Annotated in this window: 15 protein-coding genes; 7 read left to right on the forward strand and 8 right to left on the reverse strand. The window is 43.9% G+C overall.

Features of this window, described 5'->3' with window-relative positions:
- Positions 1–126: 126 nt before the first annotated feature.
- Positions 127–1,512, forward strand: coding sequence for a peptide MFS transporter (locus tag BCT49_RS15405; protein WP_102436351.1), 1,386 nt, complete (start codon positions 127–129; stop codon positions 1,510–1,512).
- A gap of 91 nt (positions 1,513–1,603) precedes the next feature.
- On the opposite strand, the gene hemH is transcribed toward BCT49_RS15405, so the two are convergent.
- From hemH to htpG, 3 genes are all read right to left on the reverse strand, one after another.
- Positions 1,604–2,566: a ferrochelatase gene (gene hemH, locus BCT49_RS15410; protein WP_102281167.1), complete on the reverse strand. Its 963-nt coding sequence runs from the start codon at positions 2,564–2,566 to the stop codon at positions 1,604–1,606.
- Between the two features lie 277 nt (positions 2,567–2,843).
- Complete coding sequence (gene adk / locus BCT49_RS15415; RefSeq protein WP_009847341.1) at positions 2,844–3,488, reverse strand: adenylate kinase; 645 nt, start codon at positions 3,486–3,488, stop codon at positions 2,844–2,846.
- Between the two features lie 389 nt (positions 3,489–3,877).
- On the reverse strand, positions 3,878–5,782 hold the full coding sequence (gene htpG, locus BCT49_RS15420; RefSeq protein WP_102436353.1) for a molecular chaperone HtpG: 1,905 nt from the start codon (positions 5,780–5,782) through the stop codon (positions 3,878–3,880).
- Positions 5,783–6,052: 270 nt separating this feature from the next.
- On the opposite strand from htpG, the gene BCT49_RS15425 reads away from it, so the two are divergent.
- From BCT49_RS15425 to BCT49_RS15435, 3 genes are all read left to right on the forward strand, one after another.
- A complete protein-coding gene (locus tag BCT49_RS15425) occupies positions 6,053–6,958 on the forward strand; it encodes a transcriptional regulator (RefSeq protein WP_102436355.1) in 906 nt (301 codons plus the stop codon).
- A 1-nt stretch (position 6,959) separates the two neighbouring features.
- Positions 6,960–7,475: a regulatory protein ToxS gene (locus BCT49_RS15430; RefSeq protein WP_102436357.1), complete on the forward strand. Its 516-nt coding sequence runs from the start codon at positions 6,960–6,962 to the stop codon at positions 7,473–7,475.
- A gap of 210 nt (positions 7,476–7,685) precedes the next feature.
- On the forward strand, positions 7,686–7,997 hold the full coding sequence (locus BCT49_RS15435) for a SelT/SelW/SelH family protein (RefSeq protein WP_198595870.1): 312 nt from the start codon (positions 7,686–7,688) through the stop codon (positions 7,995–7,997).
- A gap of 72 nt (positions 7,998–8,069) precedes the next feature.
- Here the strand turns inward: BCT49_RS15435 and yfcE are convergent, their stop codons facing one another.
- Genes yfcE through BCT49_RS15460 form a run of 5 tightly spaced genes read right to left on the reverse strand, consistent with a single transcriptional unit; the run spans position 8,070 to position 10,932 of the window.
- The gene (yfcE, locus tag BCT49_RS15440) at positions 8,070–8,615 is read right to left on the reverse strand and encodes a phosphodiesterase (protein WP_102436359.1); all 546 of its coding nucleotides are present in this window, start codon (positions 8,613–8,615) and stop codon (positions 8,070–8,072) included.
- A 47-nt stretch (positions 8,616–8,662) separates the two neighbouring features.
- The gene (locus BCT49_RS15445; protein WP_102436361.1) at positions 8,663–9,070 is read right to left on the reverse strand and encodes a CBS domain-containing protein; all 408 of its coding nucleotides are present in this window, start codon (positions 9,068–9,070) and stop codon (positions 8,663–8,665) included.
- Positions 9,067–9,417: a P-II family nitrogen regulator gene (locus tag BCT49_RS15450; RefSeq protein WP_009847348.1), complete on the reverse strand. Its 351-nt coding sequence runs from the start codon at positions 9,415–9,417 to the stop codon at positions 9,067–9,069. The genes BCT49_RS15445 and BCT49_RS15450 overlap by 4 nt, the downstream gene beginning before the upstream one ends.
- On the reverse strand, positions 9,407–10,201 hold the full coding sequence (locus BCT49_RS15455; protein WP_102436363.1) for a DUF1538 domain-containing protein: 795 nt from the start codon (positions 10,199–10,201) through the stop codon (positions 9,407–9,409). The genes BCT49_RS15450 and BCT49_RS15455 overlap by 11 nt, the downstream gene beginning before the upstream one ends.
- Positions 10,198–10,932, reverse strand: coding sequence for a DUF1538 domain-containing protein (locus BCT49_RS15460; RefSeq protein ID WP_102436365.1), 735 nt, complete (start codon positions 10,930–10,932; stop codon positions 10,198–10,200). The genes BCT49_RS15455 and BCT49_RS15460 overlap by 4 nt, the downstream gene beginning before the upstream one ends.
- Before the next feature lie 300 nt (positions 10,933–11,232).
- Here BCT49_RS15460 and BCT49_RS15465 point away from each other — a divergent pair, with 300 nt between their 5' ends.
- The 3 genes from BCT49_RS15465 to BCT49_RS15475 all read left to right on the forward strand — a co-directional run bounded on the left by BCT49_RS15465 (position 11,233) and on the right by BCT49_RS15475 (position 14,267).
- A complete protein-coding gene (locus BCT49_RS15465) occupies positions 11,233–12,147 on the forward strand; it encodes a TIGR01777 family oxidoreductase (protein WP_102436367.1) in 915 nt (304 codons plus the stop codon).
- Between the two features lie 43 nt (positions 12,148–12,190).
- A complete protein-coding gene (locus tag BCT49_RS15470) occupies positions 12,191–13,018 on the forward strand; it encodes an SDR family oxidoreductase (protein ID WP_102436369.1) in 828 nt (275 codons plus the stop codon).
- Between the two features lie 394 nt (positions 13,019–13,412).
- Positions 13,413–14,267, forward strand: a complete 855-nt coding sequence (locus tag BCT49_RS15475) for a co-chaperone YbbN (RefSeq protein ID WP_102436371.1) — start codon at positions 13,413–13,415, stop codon at positions 14,265–14,267.
- Positions 14,268–14,492: the final 225 nt, after the last annotated feature.

The raw sequence follows: 14,492 nt of genomic DNA on the forward strand, positions 1-14,492 counted from the left end.
ATACTTTCATAAACTTATAAAAAATAAGTTGTCGTGACCATAAAAGACGGCTATTGCAGATGGTTATTCCACTCTGTATACATAAGTGACTATAAAATCTTTTAATACCTAAAATTAGTAAAACTTATGCCAAGCAATCACAACATATTTGGCCACCCTAGAGGCCTATTTCTACTTTTTAGCACCGAGCTATGGGAACGTTTCTCCTACTATGCAATGCGTGCAATTCTTGTTTTATTTCTTACCGATACCACTATCAATGGTGGTCTTGGTTGGTCAACAAAAGATGCCCTCGATCTTTATGGTATCTACACAGGTTTAGTCTATATCACGCCATTAATCGGCGGCTGGCTTGCCGATAACTACTTAGGACAACGTAAATCGATCCTAGTAGGCGGTGTGTTAATGGCATTAGGTCAATTTACGCTCGCTCTTCCTAACGGCGCGATTGGCTTAGACCAAGTCAATGCTCTTTATTTAGGTTTAGCACTGCTTATCAGTGGTAACGGTATGTTTAAACCAAACATCTCGACCATGGTTGGCGACCTATACCAAGAAGGCGATAACCGACGTGACGGTGCTTTCACCATTTTCTACATGGGCATCAACTTAGGCGCGCTACTGGGTGGCTTAATTTCAGGTGCTGCAGTCGATTCATTCGGTTGGAAAGCTGGCTTCCTTGCCGCTGGTATCGGTATGGTTATTAGCTTAGTTATGCAGTTGACGATGGCTCAATCATGGTTAGGCAACATTGGCTCAGTACCTGCAGCTGCACGAGCGAAAGAGCTGAATAAATCGAAAGAGAAAACACCACTGACCAAAGAAGAGTTCGACAGACTAAAAGTTATTCTGATTATGGGTCTGTTCGTAATTGTTTTCTGGGCTGGCTTTGAACAAGCTGGCGGTCTGATGAACATCTACACTCAGCAATATACTGACCGTATGATTGGTGGTTTTGAAGTTCCAGCCGCATGGTTCCAATCTCTGAACCCATTCTTCATCATCACCCTCGCACCTATCATTGCGGCATTTTGGGTCAAGCTTGGTAAGCGTGAACCAAACTCTCCTGTGAAATTTGCGATGGCTTTGTTCTTCCTAGCTCTTGGCTTTGTGTGCATGATGGGCGCAGTAATGGAGCAAGGTGGCGATCTAACAGTGAAGACATCAATGCTTTGGCTAGTCGGTGCTTTCTTCTTCCATACCCTTGGCGAGCTTTGTCTATCTCCTATTGGCCTGTCGTTGGTCACTAAGTTAGCTCCGCTTCGTCTAGCATCGTTAATGATGGGTGCATGGTTTGGCTTCAATGCCGTTGCAAACTACGTAGCTGGCCTTGTCGGTTCTCACGTTGGTGAGCTTGGCGCAATGTCTATCTTCGGTGGTATCGCAATTACAGCGACAATCAGTGGCGTCTTACTGCTTCTTTGTGCTGGCAAACTTGTATCATGGATGCATGGCGTAGAAACCAACATGACGCTTGAAGCAGAGCCAAAAGCAGAAACTTCTGTTGCTTAATAGCTAGATCTATTTCAAGAAGAAACATCAAGATCAAAAAGGGCTGCTCAATGAGCAGCCCTTTTTATTATCTATTCAATCGACATATCAGTTAGCGATGAAGCGCCACTAGTTCAGCCATCATATCGATGTGTGAGTCTCTGTCGTTGAGACACATAATGTAGCTAAAGTCAGAACCACCAGCATCAATGAACGTCTCTTTACACTGGTCTGAAATCTCTTCTAACGTTTCTAAACAGTCCACTGAGAATGCAGGCGCCATAATATCAATCTTCTTGATGCCTTTGCTTGGAAGCGTTTCAAGCGTTTCGTCAGTATAAGGCTTCAACCACTCCTCACGGCCAAATCGAGATTGGTAGGTCATGGTGATGTCTTCCGTGGATAACCCTAACTCCGCAGCAAGCAATTTAGTCGTCGCTTCACAATGTTGTGGGTAGATATCGCCTTCATCGGCCAACCTTTTCGGGATGCCGTGGAATGAACACACCAAGTGATCGCCTCTGCCATTTTCTTCCCAATGGCTACGAACACTTTCAGCCAATGCTTTCGCATAGCTAGGGTGAGAGTAATAATCTCGAATAAAGCGATAGCTCGGGATAACAGGCATTTGTTTGAAGGCTTTAGTTAAACCATCAGAAACGGCTGCTGTCGTTGTGCCTGAGTACTGAGGGTATAAAGGCAATACGATGATGTCTTCAACGCCCTGCTCCATTAATTGCTCAACGCCCGTCTTAAGGCTTGGGTTGCCATAGGTCATTCCCAATGCAACCGGCATCTGTAATTTTGTTTGTAGCTTTTCAGCTTGTCTCTGCGAATAAACAAGCAGTGGTGAGCCTTCATCCATCCAAACAGACTGATAAAGCTTAGCCACTTTAGGTGCACGAATCGGTAGAATCACCCCATGTAAAATAGGACACCAAAGCCAGCGTGTTAGGTTTACCACTCTTTTATCGTGTAAGAACTCACTTAAAAATCGGCGAACGCCAGCTGGAGTCGCGGTATCTGGTGTTCCTAGGTTAACCAGTAAAACGCCCTGCTTTTTATTATTTTCCATAGCTACCTGAGACCAATGTGTGATTTTCTGGAACGTAATATACTAATCTGCATAAGTTTAAGATCATTGTTACGCAACTAAATTTAAGAATAGTCGCTCTTAACCTGAGTTATCGCAACATCACCTTGATCGTTAGCCGCACGAGTCTAAGCCGTAATACGGAAATTATGCACAATCGATTTTATCTAGATTGGTATACGACTAAAAATTGAAACAAAAAAAGCGACCTTAAAGGTCGCTTCCAATATATCAAATTCTAAAACTGGCTGTTAGCCAATTATGCTAGTGCTTTCTCAAGTTCTGCACTAACTTCAGCAACTTGCTTAGTACCGTCGAACTTAAGGTACTTAGTGTTGCCTGCTTCAGCTTCTTTACCGTAGTAAGAGATAAGCGGAGCTGTTTGATCGTGGTATACACCTAGACGTGCACGAACTGTTTCTTCTTTGTCGTCATCACGAACCACTAGCTCTTCGCCAGTGATGTCATCTTTACCTTCTTCTTTAGGCGGGTTGTACACATTGTGGTATGTACGGCCAGAAGGAAGGTGAGCACGACGACCAGCCATACGCTCAACAATCACATCATCAGCTACGTCGAATTCAACAACGTAGTCTACTGCGATACCCATTTCTTTTAGGCCATCAGCTTGTGGGATTGTGCGTGGGAAACCGTCTAGTAGGAAACCTTTCTCACAGTCATCTTGAGCGATACGCTCTTTGATAAGACCAAGGATAATTTCATCAGAAACTAGCTGACCCGCGTCGATTACTGATTTAGCTTGCTTACCAAGCTCAGTACCCGCTTTGATAGCAGCACGTAGCATGTCACCAGTTGAAATTTGAGGGATACCAAATTTGTTCATGATGAAGTTAGCTTGAGTACCTTTACCCGCGCCAGGAGCACCTAGAAGAATGATGCGCATGTTTAATCCTCTTATAAAAATTATGATTTATACCGAAGCTCACTATCCCGCCTTTCTGGTTTAATTTAGGTCAAACAAGAGAGGTTAGGTAACAACTGAGGCTAAGCACAACTGTGAACAGAAGCAAAACGGTAAGTTTCGGTATAACGTTTAAAAATCATACAACTGGAGACGATAGGTTCATAGTCCCAGCTGATTAGGTCGAGCATTCTATCACATTAATATTCAATTTGGCTGAAATTAAGACTAAAGAATGTATCGACAGCGTTTGCGTTCGTCTTGTTAGCGACTTTAGCCACATTTCGATGAAGTTAAGCGACGTTCATAAAAAAAAGCCCGCATTAGCGAGCTTTTAATTATAATTATGAGCTTAGCCCAAAGTCGAAAGACTAACGTTTTGTCAGTAGTTCGTTGATTGCACCTAAGAATTGTGACGGATCTTCCATTGAGCCCTTTTCAGCAAGCATTGCCTGACCAAGTAGTAGCTCAACCCAGCGACCAAACGCCTGTTCGTCCGCTTCATCAGCCATCTGTTTAACTAACGCATGCTCAGGGTTAATCTCAAAAATGTACTTAACTTCAGGAGCAGCTTGACCCGCAGCTTCTAGAAGTTTAGCCATTTGAGTGCCCATCTCGAAATCATCGGTAACAACAACAGCTGGCGTGGTTGCTAGCTTGAATGTCGTGCGAACCTCTTTAACACGATCACCAAGGTAAGCTTGAGTGCGATCAACAACAGACTTGAATTCTTCTTCCGTCTCTTTTTGCTTCTCTTTCTCTTCTTCACCTTCAAACTTGCTTAGATCTAAGCCCGCTTTTGTGATCGATTGGAACTGCTTACCGTCGAAGTCAGTAAGGTAATTCATCACATACTCATCAATACGATCGTACATGAGAACAACTTCGATGCCTTTCGCTTTGAACTGCTCTAGGTGAGGGCTGTTCTTAGCTGCAGCATAGCTGTCTGCCGTTAGGTAATAGATCTTGTCTTGACCTTCTTTCATACGTTCAACGTAAGAAGCTAGGCTGATGGTTTGCTCAACAGAATTTTCTTCCGTTGACGAGAAACGAAGGAGACCAGCGATTTTTTCTTTGTTCGCCATGTCTTCTGCAGGGCCTTCCTTCAATACTAGGCCGAACTCTTTCCAAAACTCCAAGTACTTGTCGTTGTCATTCTTCGCCATGCGCTCAAGCATCGTCAGAACACGCTTAGTACATGCACCACGAAGAGACTGAGTCACTTTGTTGTCTTGAAGGATTTCACGAGATACGTTAAGCGGCAGATCATTTGAGTCAATTAAGCCACGAACGAAACGCATGTAAGATGGCATAAACTGCTCTGCATCATCCATGATGAATACACGCTGTACATAAAGCTTTAAGCCACTCTTGTGATCACGGTTCATCATATCCCAAGGTGCTTTCGCAGGGATGTAAAGCAAGCTGGTGTAATCGTTCTTACCTTCAACTTTGTTGTGGCTCCACGTTAATGGATCAGCAAAGTCGTGAGAAACGTGCTTGTAAAACTCTTGGTACTCTTCTTTCTCGATATCAGATTTGTTACGAGTCCAAAGCGCTTGAGCTTTGTTGATCTGTTCCCAATGCTTATCTTCGGTGTCTTTACCTTCGTCATCTTTAACCGCAGTTAAGATAGAAACCGGGATGCCGATGTGATCAGAGTATTTACCAATCACTTCACGTAAACGCCACTCGTTCAAGAACTCTTTGCCGTCTTCACGCATATGAAGAATGATGTCAGTACCACGAGATTCTTTAGTGATGTCTTCAATGGTGTAGTCACCTTCACCCGCTGAATGCCATTGCACAGCTTCATCGCTTGCCAGCCCAGCAGCGCGAGTTCGAACCGTTACTGCGTCTGCAACGATAAATGCAGAATAGAAACCAACACCAAATTGGCCAATAAGTTGAGAGTCTTTGCTTTGGTCATCAGACAGCTTTGAGAAAAAGTCAGCCGTACCTGATTTAGCAATCGTGCCCAAATGCTCGATAACGTTGTCGCGGGTCATGCCGATACCGTTATCAGAAATAGTCAGAGTGTTGGATTCTGCGTTGAATGATAATTTCACGCCTAAATCCGCATCGCCTTGATAAAGGTCGCCATTTGATAGCGCTTGAAAACGAAGTTTGTCAGCCGCGTCAGATGCGTTAGAGATCAGCTCACGTAGGAAAATTTCTTTGTTCGAATACAGTGAGTGGATCATTAGATGAAGTAGTTGTTTTACTTCAGATTGAAAGCCACGAGTCTCTTTATTTTGCGTTGCTGTTTCGCTCATTTTTACTCCAAAACATCTATACTTTATGTTGAATACCGAAAGAGGCATTACACAGGATACCACTCTTATGTTCATTAACATGAGGATGACAAATGTAAATTCAAGGTCAAAAATCATAAAAACACTGTTTTTTTGATCTGTTTTTATTATCCTTGAGGCTGATAAATATAAAAGAACATAAAAGAAGCCATGATTTGGTGAAGAATGAACGGAACTTCACCTGAGATTTGTCTATTTCGCACCCAAAATCATCCAAAATAGAAGAATTCAATGAGCAATATCGGCACAAAGTTTATTCTCGCACAGCGGTTCGTATTCGACCCAAACAGCAATTCACTTGTTGATCAGGCCAGCGACGGTGAAGTCGTCCGCCTTGGTAGCAATGAAAGCCGCATTCTCCTGATGCTGTCAGAAAGACCCAATGAAGTTATCACTCGTAACGAATTACACGAATATGTTTGGCGGGACCAAGGCTTTGAGGTGGACGACTCCAGCTTAACGCAAGCGGTATCGACACTCAGAAAAATGCTCAAAGACTCAACCAAGTCTCCAGAATTCGTAAAGACTGTGCCAAAGCGTGGCTACCAGTTTATCGCTTCTGTTGAACGTTCAGCGCCACTTTCTTCAAGCGAACAGCCTGTCATGGCTGAAATCGTAGAAAGTGAGATGGAACCGACGTTAGCGTTTACTACAACAGCCGAAGAAGTGGTCACCGAGATGACCGAGTCAGAGCCTGTAACTAAAGTTCAAGAGACTAACGCTGAAGTAGAACCAAAAACTACCACCAACGTTGCCGCGAGCAAAAGCAGCAATAAGTGGACAAGCTTTAGTATTCTGCTCGTTGCGCTCATCATGCCAATTCTGGTATTAACGTTTACTAATCCAGCTGAATCCGAGTTCAAAACACTGGCTGAAGTGGATGGTGTGAAGGTTCAATCACCAGTTAACCACCCAGACCTCAGCAGTTGGCTTCCCGCGATAGAGAAGTGTGTATTACGTTACAACACCAATCACAGTGGCATGCTAAAGCCGACTGAAGTGATCGCAACAGGTGGACAAACCAACAACCTTGCCCTCAACTACATTCACCCGCAAGATTACTCGAGCGAAAACGTAACCCTAAGAATTTACGCAGACCAGTCGGATGTAAACGACATTTGTAACGGAGGTCAGTAACATGAAATTAAAAGTATCGATTATTTTACTGGTTCTATCTGCATTTTTAAGTGGTTGGTTGTATTGGGGCAGCGATGCAAAAGTAGAGCGCTTACTCACTCAGCATGAATGGCAATCGAAAATAGTGACGCTGATCAGCGACAACAAGCAAGCTGACTCAATCGGCCCGCTTCGTAAAGTTGAGCTATCATCGAATGCGAAATACCTACCAAATGGTACATACCTGAGAATGTCAGTAGTTAGACTTTACGGTACTCAAACTGAGCCTGCGAATGTCATCAACATTTCTGAAACTGGTCAGTGGGATATAAACGACAACTACCTATTAGTTTCACCAACAGAGTTTAAAGATGTGACTTCAGCTCAGCGCCAAGACTTTTCGGAAGGGCAACTCGAACTTATCACTCAGGTTATCAAAATGGATGCCGAGCAGAGCCGACGCATTGATATCGTTAACCCGAAAGCACTATTACTGACTAGCTTGAACCACGGTTCTACGGTGTTGTTTTCAAACTAACTCTCTCGAGTAATAAATAAAGGGGCATTACGCCCTTTTTTTGTATCTAACTTCCGACATGAAATCTATCGATTGGATTAATTCACCTACCCTATTGTCGAACTCTTCTCTTAACCAAATTTTCAAGTAACTGCTCGTCAAAATGGCATTTGAAATATTAACGTTTGCCGTTAGCATCAAGTTACTGTTATAGAATTTAAAAGGTTAATCATGGCTACAGAATCAAACTCGGTAAGTACGTCAATCACCAAGGCAACAATCGCAATACACTATTGTCGTCAATGTAACTGGATGCTTCGCTCTAGCTGGTTATGCCAAGAGCTGCTGCATACCTTCAGTGAAGAAATTGAACAGGTGAGCTTACACCCAGATACAGGAGGTCGATTTGAGATCTTTTGTAATGGAGTGCAGATCTGGGAAAGAAAAGCGGATGGAGGTTTTCCTGAGGCGAAAGTACTGAAGCAAAGAGTGCGAAACATCATTGCTCCAGACAAAGACCTCGGCCACGTAGACTCAAAGTAAGCCTTAGCCGAGGCTTTACTTGTTTAGCTTCAGCCTGCCAGCGTGGTGTTGAATGGGCTTTAAGCTAACCGCTTACAGCTGGCCACTCACAAGTAACTCGCCTTCAAGGCTAACCACTTTAAATGTACCGTTTTCGTATAACCCATAGCTTGCAGCATGATCATTTCGTGGGAATGTCGCCGAGCTTGGGTTAAATATGAAGATGCCATCCTGATATTCAGCGACAGGAATATGAGTGTGACCATGGGCAATCACATCGCCCGCTTTTAACGCTGGGCGCTTACTTGAGTTGTAAAGGTGACCATGAGTTAAGAAGATACGCTGGCCTGACTCTAGTAACACCCACGAGTAATCAACCATCATAGGGAAAGACAGCAGCATTTGGTCCACTTCACTGTCGCAATTACCACGAACCGCGATGATCTCTTGAGAAAATTCATTCAGTTTTTCAGCAACCGCTGGCGGGTTATACCCTTCAGGAATCGGATTTCTCGGACCATGATTCAGGATATCGCCAAGCAACACTAAATATTGAGCACCAGATGCTTGGTATAACGCTAATACCTTTTCTGTCGCTGGCAGTGACCCATGTAAATCTGAAGCAAAAAATAATTTCACACGTACTTCTCCATAAAACTTATGAGGCTATTGTACGTATCGAAAAGCTAAACGTCACCTCTCGCCATGCCGTTGATCACGATATTATTGTAACTAACCATACCGACTATCTTATTGTCATTGACCACTGGGGCGCGACTGATACCAAAACGTTCAAACAAGCGCGCACAATACTTCACATTCATATCAGCAGACACTGTCAAAGCAGGCTTGGTCATAATTTCATAAACGTTGGTTCGCTTTGGAGAACGGTTCTTAGCCAGTACTTTTTTGGCAATGTCATTCATCAACACGATGCCGTACTCATCATCCTCGTGGCGTTTATCAACGATGATGGCTTTCACTTTGTGTTTTTTCGCCATCTCAATCGCTTCCAATACTGTGGTTAATCCATCAATAATCACGTACGTATTGGCCATTACATCGCCCACACGGATCTTTTCGCTGGAACTCATAGTTCATCCTCCACAACCTTAGTTAACGTTTCGACTTGATGAGCGACGCCGACCGCATCTTCCACATCAATCTGCACAGCAATGCCCTGACCAGACTCTTGATCGAACTCCCCCACTTCACCGATGGTTTCAAGAATATGCCTCGCCAAATGCTCTTCAACCACAAACAGCAGCACATCTTTTTGCACCTCTAACGTTAAACCGAAGAAAGTACGTTTTTGGTTTAAGCCCTGCCCTCGGGCATTGTTAATCACCGTAGCACCGGTTGCACCCGCATCACGCGCGGCATCGAGCACGATGTCTGTCTTGCTCTCTTCTACAAACGCTAAGATAAGTTTAAAGCGCATCTTTGCTCTCCTTAGAGGATTGTGATCGGTTTAGCCATTGCGTTATTTGGGCGTACGCCATCACAGATATAATTGGAAATAAGCTTGCGAATGCAATCAACCCGAAGCCATCGATCACCGGATTTCTTCCGGGCACCGTTGAGGCTAATCCCAAACCAAGTGCCGTGACTAAAGGAACCGTCACCGTTGAGGTCGTCACACCGCCAGAATCGTAAGCTAATGGAATAATCAATTTGGGGGCATAGAAGGTTTGAATGACCACAATGACATAGCCAAAAATGATGTAGTAATGAATCGGGTCTCCAGCCACGATGCGATAACTGCCCAGAGAGATGCCAATCGCAACGCCTAACGCCACGGCGATTCTCAAGCCATTAATACGAATACTGCCACCAGACACTTGGTTTGCTTTAATGGCCACAGCGATCAGTGAAGGCTCGGCTATCGTGGTACTAAACCCAATACAGAACGCGAACAGGTAGACCCAATAATAATCAAACCAAGCCAATGCTTGACCTGAACTCAGTTTGAACTCCGTTAGAAAACTCGATTCCGTCAGCTGCATCGCCATTGTTTCACCGAGAGGAAACAGCGCGAGTTCTAACCCCATCAAGAATAACGATAAGCCAAGAATTACGTAGAAAAAGCCGAGTAACACTTTAGCGAGATTGGTAACAGGTTTGCGTAATACCGCCAACTGAAAACCAAAGATAATGACCGCAATGGGGATCACATCAGTAACGGTACCAAGAAAGGTGTCGACAAATTGCTGCACGCTGATCATGTCACCACCATTCCATACACCATGACAAACATCATGGGTAACAGTGAAGCAAAAGCAATCAAACCAAAGCCATCGATCATAGGGTTACGCCCCTTAATCGCAGACGCGAGACCCACCCCCAATGCTGTAACCAAAGGAACGGTAATGGTCGATGTTGTAACGCCTCCAGAATCGTAAGCAATCCCGATGATGTTCTCCGGAGCAAAAGCCGTAAGCACCACCACCCCAATATAACCACCAATGATCATGTATTGAATTGGCCAGCCTTTTAATATTCGTAGCACGCCAAGCAAAATGGCGATGCCCACCGACAACGCCACAGTAAATCGTAAGCCATTCGCGTAGTGCTCCATCTCTTCTAAAGAGTTAGGAATAACACCACCCTCGGCAGCCACTTCTGCCGCTTCCGCAGCAACGGCTGTCAAAGCAGGCTCCGCAATGGTTGTGCCAAACCCCAAACAAAAGGCAAAGGTCAGTAACCAGAACACGCTCCCCTTGCGTGCAAACGCTTGAGCCATTGACTCACCGATAGGGAAAAGCCCCATTTCGAGTCCAAAAATGAAGAAGGTCAGCCCTAAGACAACGAGTACTAAACCCAATAAAATGGATAACAGATGAGGAAGGGGTTCTTGAAGGACAGCGAGCTGAAAGAAAGCAATGACCGCTACAATTGGCAATAGATCCCTTAAGCTGCCTAGCATGGCTTTAAACAAAGCTAGCATTGCCCTCATCGCGATTCCTTCTCGTTGAGATAATGTCTGGTTATAAGTTACTCATAATGATGGCAAATCCTTATCAAAGCTTATGTGACAAATATTACGCAGTTGGTAACATATCCGAGTAAAATCCATAAATGTGATAACGGTACACATCCTAAGTTGGTGAATTTAATTTCAATCTTTCATAAATTGAAAACACGTAATTTAGGTATCATACGATTGAAACCAACTGATCGTTATAGTGATTTTTTCGTATTGGTTGGCGATTAAAAACAAGCCATGTCTATAATTATGTTTAATAAGGAGATTGGTATGAAGATATTGTTAACTGGTGGTACTGGATTTATTGGCTCTGAATTGATCAAGAGTTGGAACACTGACGACGTGACTTTACTGACACGAAGTCCTGAAAAAGCAAAGCAAAGCCTGCACCATCTGAACCAGAACAACCTTCATTACATACAATCCCTTGATGAACTCAACGACCTCAATAACTTCGATGTGGTGGTTAACCTTGCTGGCGAACCGATTGCAGACAAGCGTTGGAGCGAACAGCAAAAAGAGAGAATCTGTAGTAGCCGCTGGCACATCACAGAAAAACTGGTCGAGTTAATTCATGCCAGCAGCAACCCACCCAAGGTTTTTATTAGCGGGTCAGCCGTTGGCTATTATGGCGATCAACAACAACAGCCATTTGACGAATCATTACAAGTTGAGGATGAGAGTTTCCCTCATAAAGTCTGTGCGCACTGGGAAGAGATAGCCAAACGAGCTCAATCAGATAACACGCGTGTGATCCTACTTCGAACAGGTATTGTGTTGGGCGAAAATGGCGGTGCACTGAAGAAAATGCTAATGCCCTACAAACTTGGTGTAGGTGGGCCTTTAGGTTCAGGCAAGCAGTACATGCCATGGATTCACATGCTCGATATGGTGAGAGCCATCAACCACTTGTTGACTATTCCTCAGGCTCAAGGCGAGTTTAATATGTGCGCTCCGCACCCTGTGACGAACAAACTGTTCAGCAGCACATTAGCCAAACAATTGGGCCGACCTCATTTCTTGTTCACACCGAAATGGGCAATGTCGCTTCTAATGGGTGAATCATCATGCTTGTTATTCGACAGCATTCGCTCTAAACCAAAGAAACTCACCGAAATGGGATTCATCTTTAGTTACTCAAGAATCGAGCCTGCACTAAAAAATTTGTTACAACATCAAGACTAATTCTTTACCCTAGCGTTCTAGAGACTCTAATAAAGGATTAAGCGTGAACAAGTCGATTCTTATCACTGGTTGTTCAACGGGTATTGGTTACACATGTGCTCATGCGCTTCAAAAGCGTGGTTTTCATGTCATTGCATCGTGTCGTCATCCGCGAGATGTACAACGTCTGCAAGATGAAGGACTGACCTGCATACAGCTCGACCTTTCTAATCAAGAAAGCATTGAGCAAGCTGCACAGCTTGCTATTGAGCTGGCGCCTAACGGATTGTATGGCTTGTTCAATAACGGCGCTTATGGTCAGGCAGGAGCCTTAGAAGACTTGCCGACACAAGGGCTCAAAGAACAGTTCGAAACGAATTTCTTTGGTTGGCACCATCTCGTTTGTCAGATCCTCCCGCACATGCGTGAGCGCGGCGAAGGTCGCATCGTCCAAAACAGTTCTGTCTTAGGCTTTGCTGCCATGAAGTATCGTGGTGCTTACAACGCTTCGAAATTCGCGCTTGAAGGATGGACAGATACGTTACGTTTAGAACTTCATGGTAGCGGGATACATATCTCGTTATTACAACCCGGTCCAATTGAAACCCAGTTTAGAAACAACGCCCTGAAAGCATTCAATAAATGGATCACCATTACTGGCAGCGCTCATCAGGAAGCTTATCAACAGCAAAAAGACCGGCTCGAAAAAGAATCTTCAAACAACGCTTTTGTTCTGCCTCCGGAGAGCTGTGTAAAGCCCGTATTACACGCCTTAACAGCGCGCAAACCTAAGCTAAGATACCGAGTTACAACACCGACTAAAGTCTTCGCTGTGTTAAAAAGGATTCTACCGAGTCGCTGGCTAGACCCTATTTTGAGAAAAGCTGCATAAATTGCTAACTTTGAATGCAACGTCGCAAACTTTAATGTAATGATGTAATTTTTCCGTAACAATAAGATGTCATGATTTACCCTATCTCATCGATTATCCCCAATTGATGAATCGACTTCTGGATATTTCATGACTTTAAACCGCCTGAATTGGGTTGGTGTGAGTCTGGCTATTACGTTGTTTATTCTGTTTTGAATATCTTACGCAACGCCTCACTAACCACCTCAAAGATCACGCTATGCTTCAATGTTGATATGACAACTCTATCAACACTGAAGCATAGCGTTTTTTAATTTGTCTCTTTTAGCTGAGATAATTAAGTTAGATCTTGAAGTTACCAGCATCTCCCCCCATATTTGCAACGTACCCACAAAACACACCTCAAGGAACGTAAATGCAATCTCCGCATATTGTTGAACTTAATGAGCAGAACTTTCGTCAAGTATTAGAAATCTCAATGCAGACGCCTGTACTCATCCACTTTTGGGCACCAATGAGCCAAGAAAGTGCTCAGGTGATCCCTGAACTGCAAACATTAACTCAGCAATACAACGGCGCTTTTACTTTAGCTCTGTTGAATTGTGAACAAGAGCAGGCAATTGCTAGCCAATTTGGCGTACAAGCACTCCCTACTATTGCACTGTTTGTTAACGGTCAGCCTGTCGATGGTTTAGGTGGTCCACAAAGCATCGAAGCGATTGTTGAAATGTTAGGAAAACATCTTCCTAGCCAAGACGAACTCGCACTGCGTCAGGCTCTCGAACAGATGCAAGCAGGTGAACACGCACAAGCTCTCGCAGCCATGCAGCAACTACCAGCAGAGTTGACCAGCAAAGGCGAGGTAAAACTGGCGATCGCAGAATGTTTGCTAGAAACGCAGCAATTTGAGCTGGCTGAAACTCAACTGTCGACGATCCCTCTTGAATATCAAGACAACTACTACAAAGGCTTAGTCGCTAAACTCGAACTGCATAAACAAGCGGCAGACAGCCCTGAAATTCAAGCGCTAGAAACAACGCTTCAGCAAAATCCAAGTGATGCTAAAACAGCCTCTGACCTAGCACTTCAATACCACCAAGTGAACCGTAGCGAAGAAGCAATGGATTTACTGTGGTCATTCTTAGCGAAAGACCTCAACACCCTAGATGGTGATATGAAAAAAGAATTCATGGATATCTTAAGCGCACTTGGACAAGGCAATGCAGTTGCGAGCAAATACCGCCGCCAACTGTACTCTCTGCTTTACTAATTCGAACGCGAACAAGTTGATAAGTACTGAGGAAAAATCACTCAGATAAATGATAAAAACCTCAGCAATCTTATCGTATAACACAAAGTAAAATGGGTCATAAAATCAAGGTTTTATGGCCCATTTCTCGTTTATAAATTTGCTCGAATTTTAAATATGAGCCAGTATGAGTAAAGAACTATCAAAACTCACACTTGCAAAGGATTTTGGGCTCTTCTCCGCTTA

This window comes from Vibrio lentus (genome assembly GCF_002875945.1).
Classification (GTDB): domain Bacteria; phylum Pseudomonadota; class Gammaproteobacteria; order Enterobacterales; family Vibrionaceae; genus Vibrio; species Vibrio apostichopi.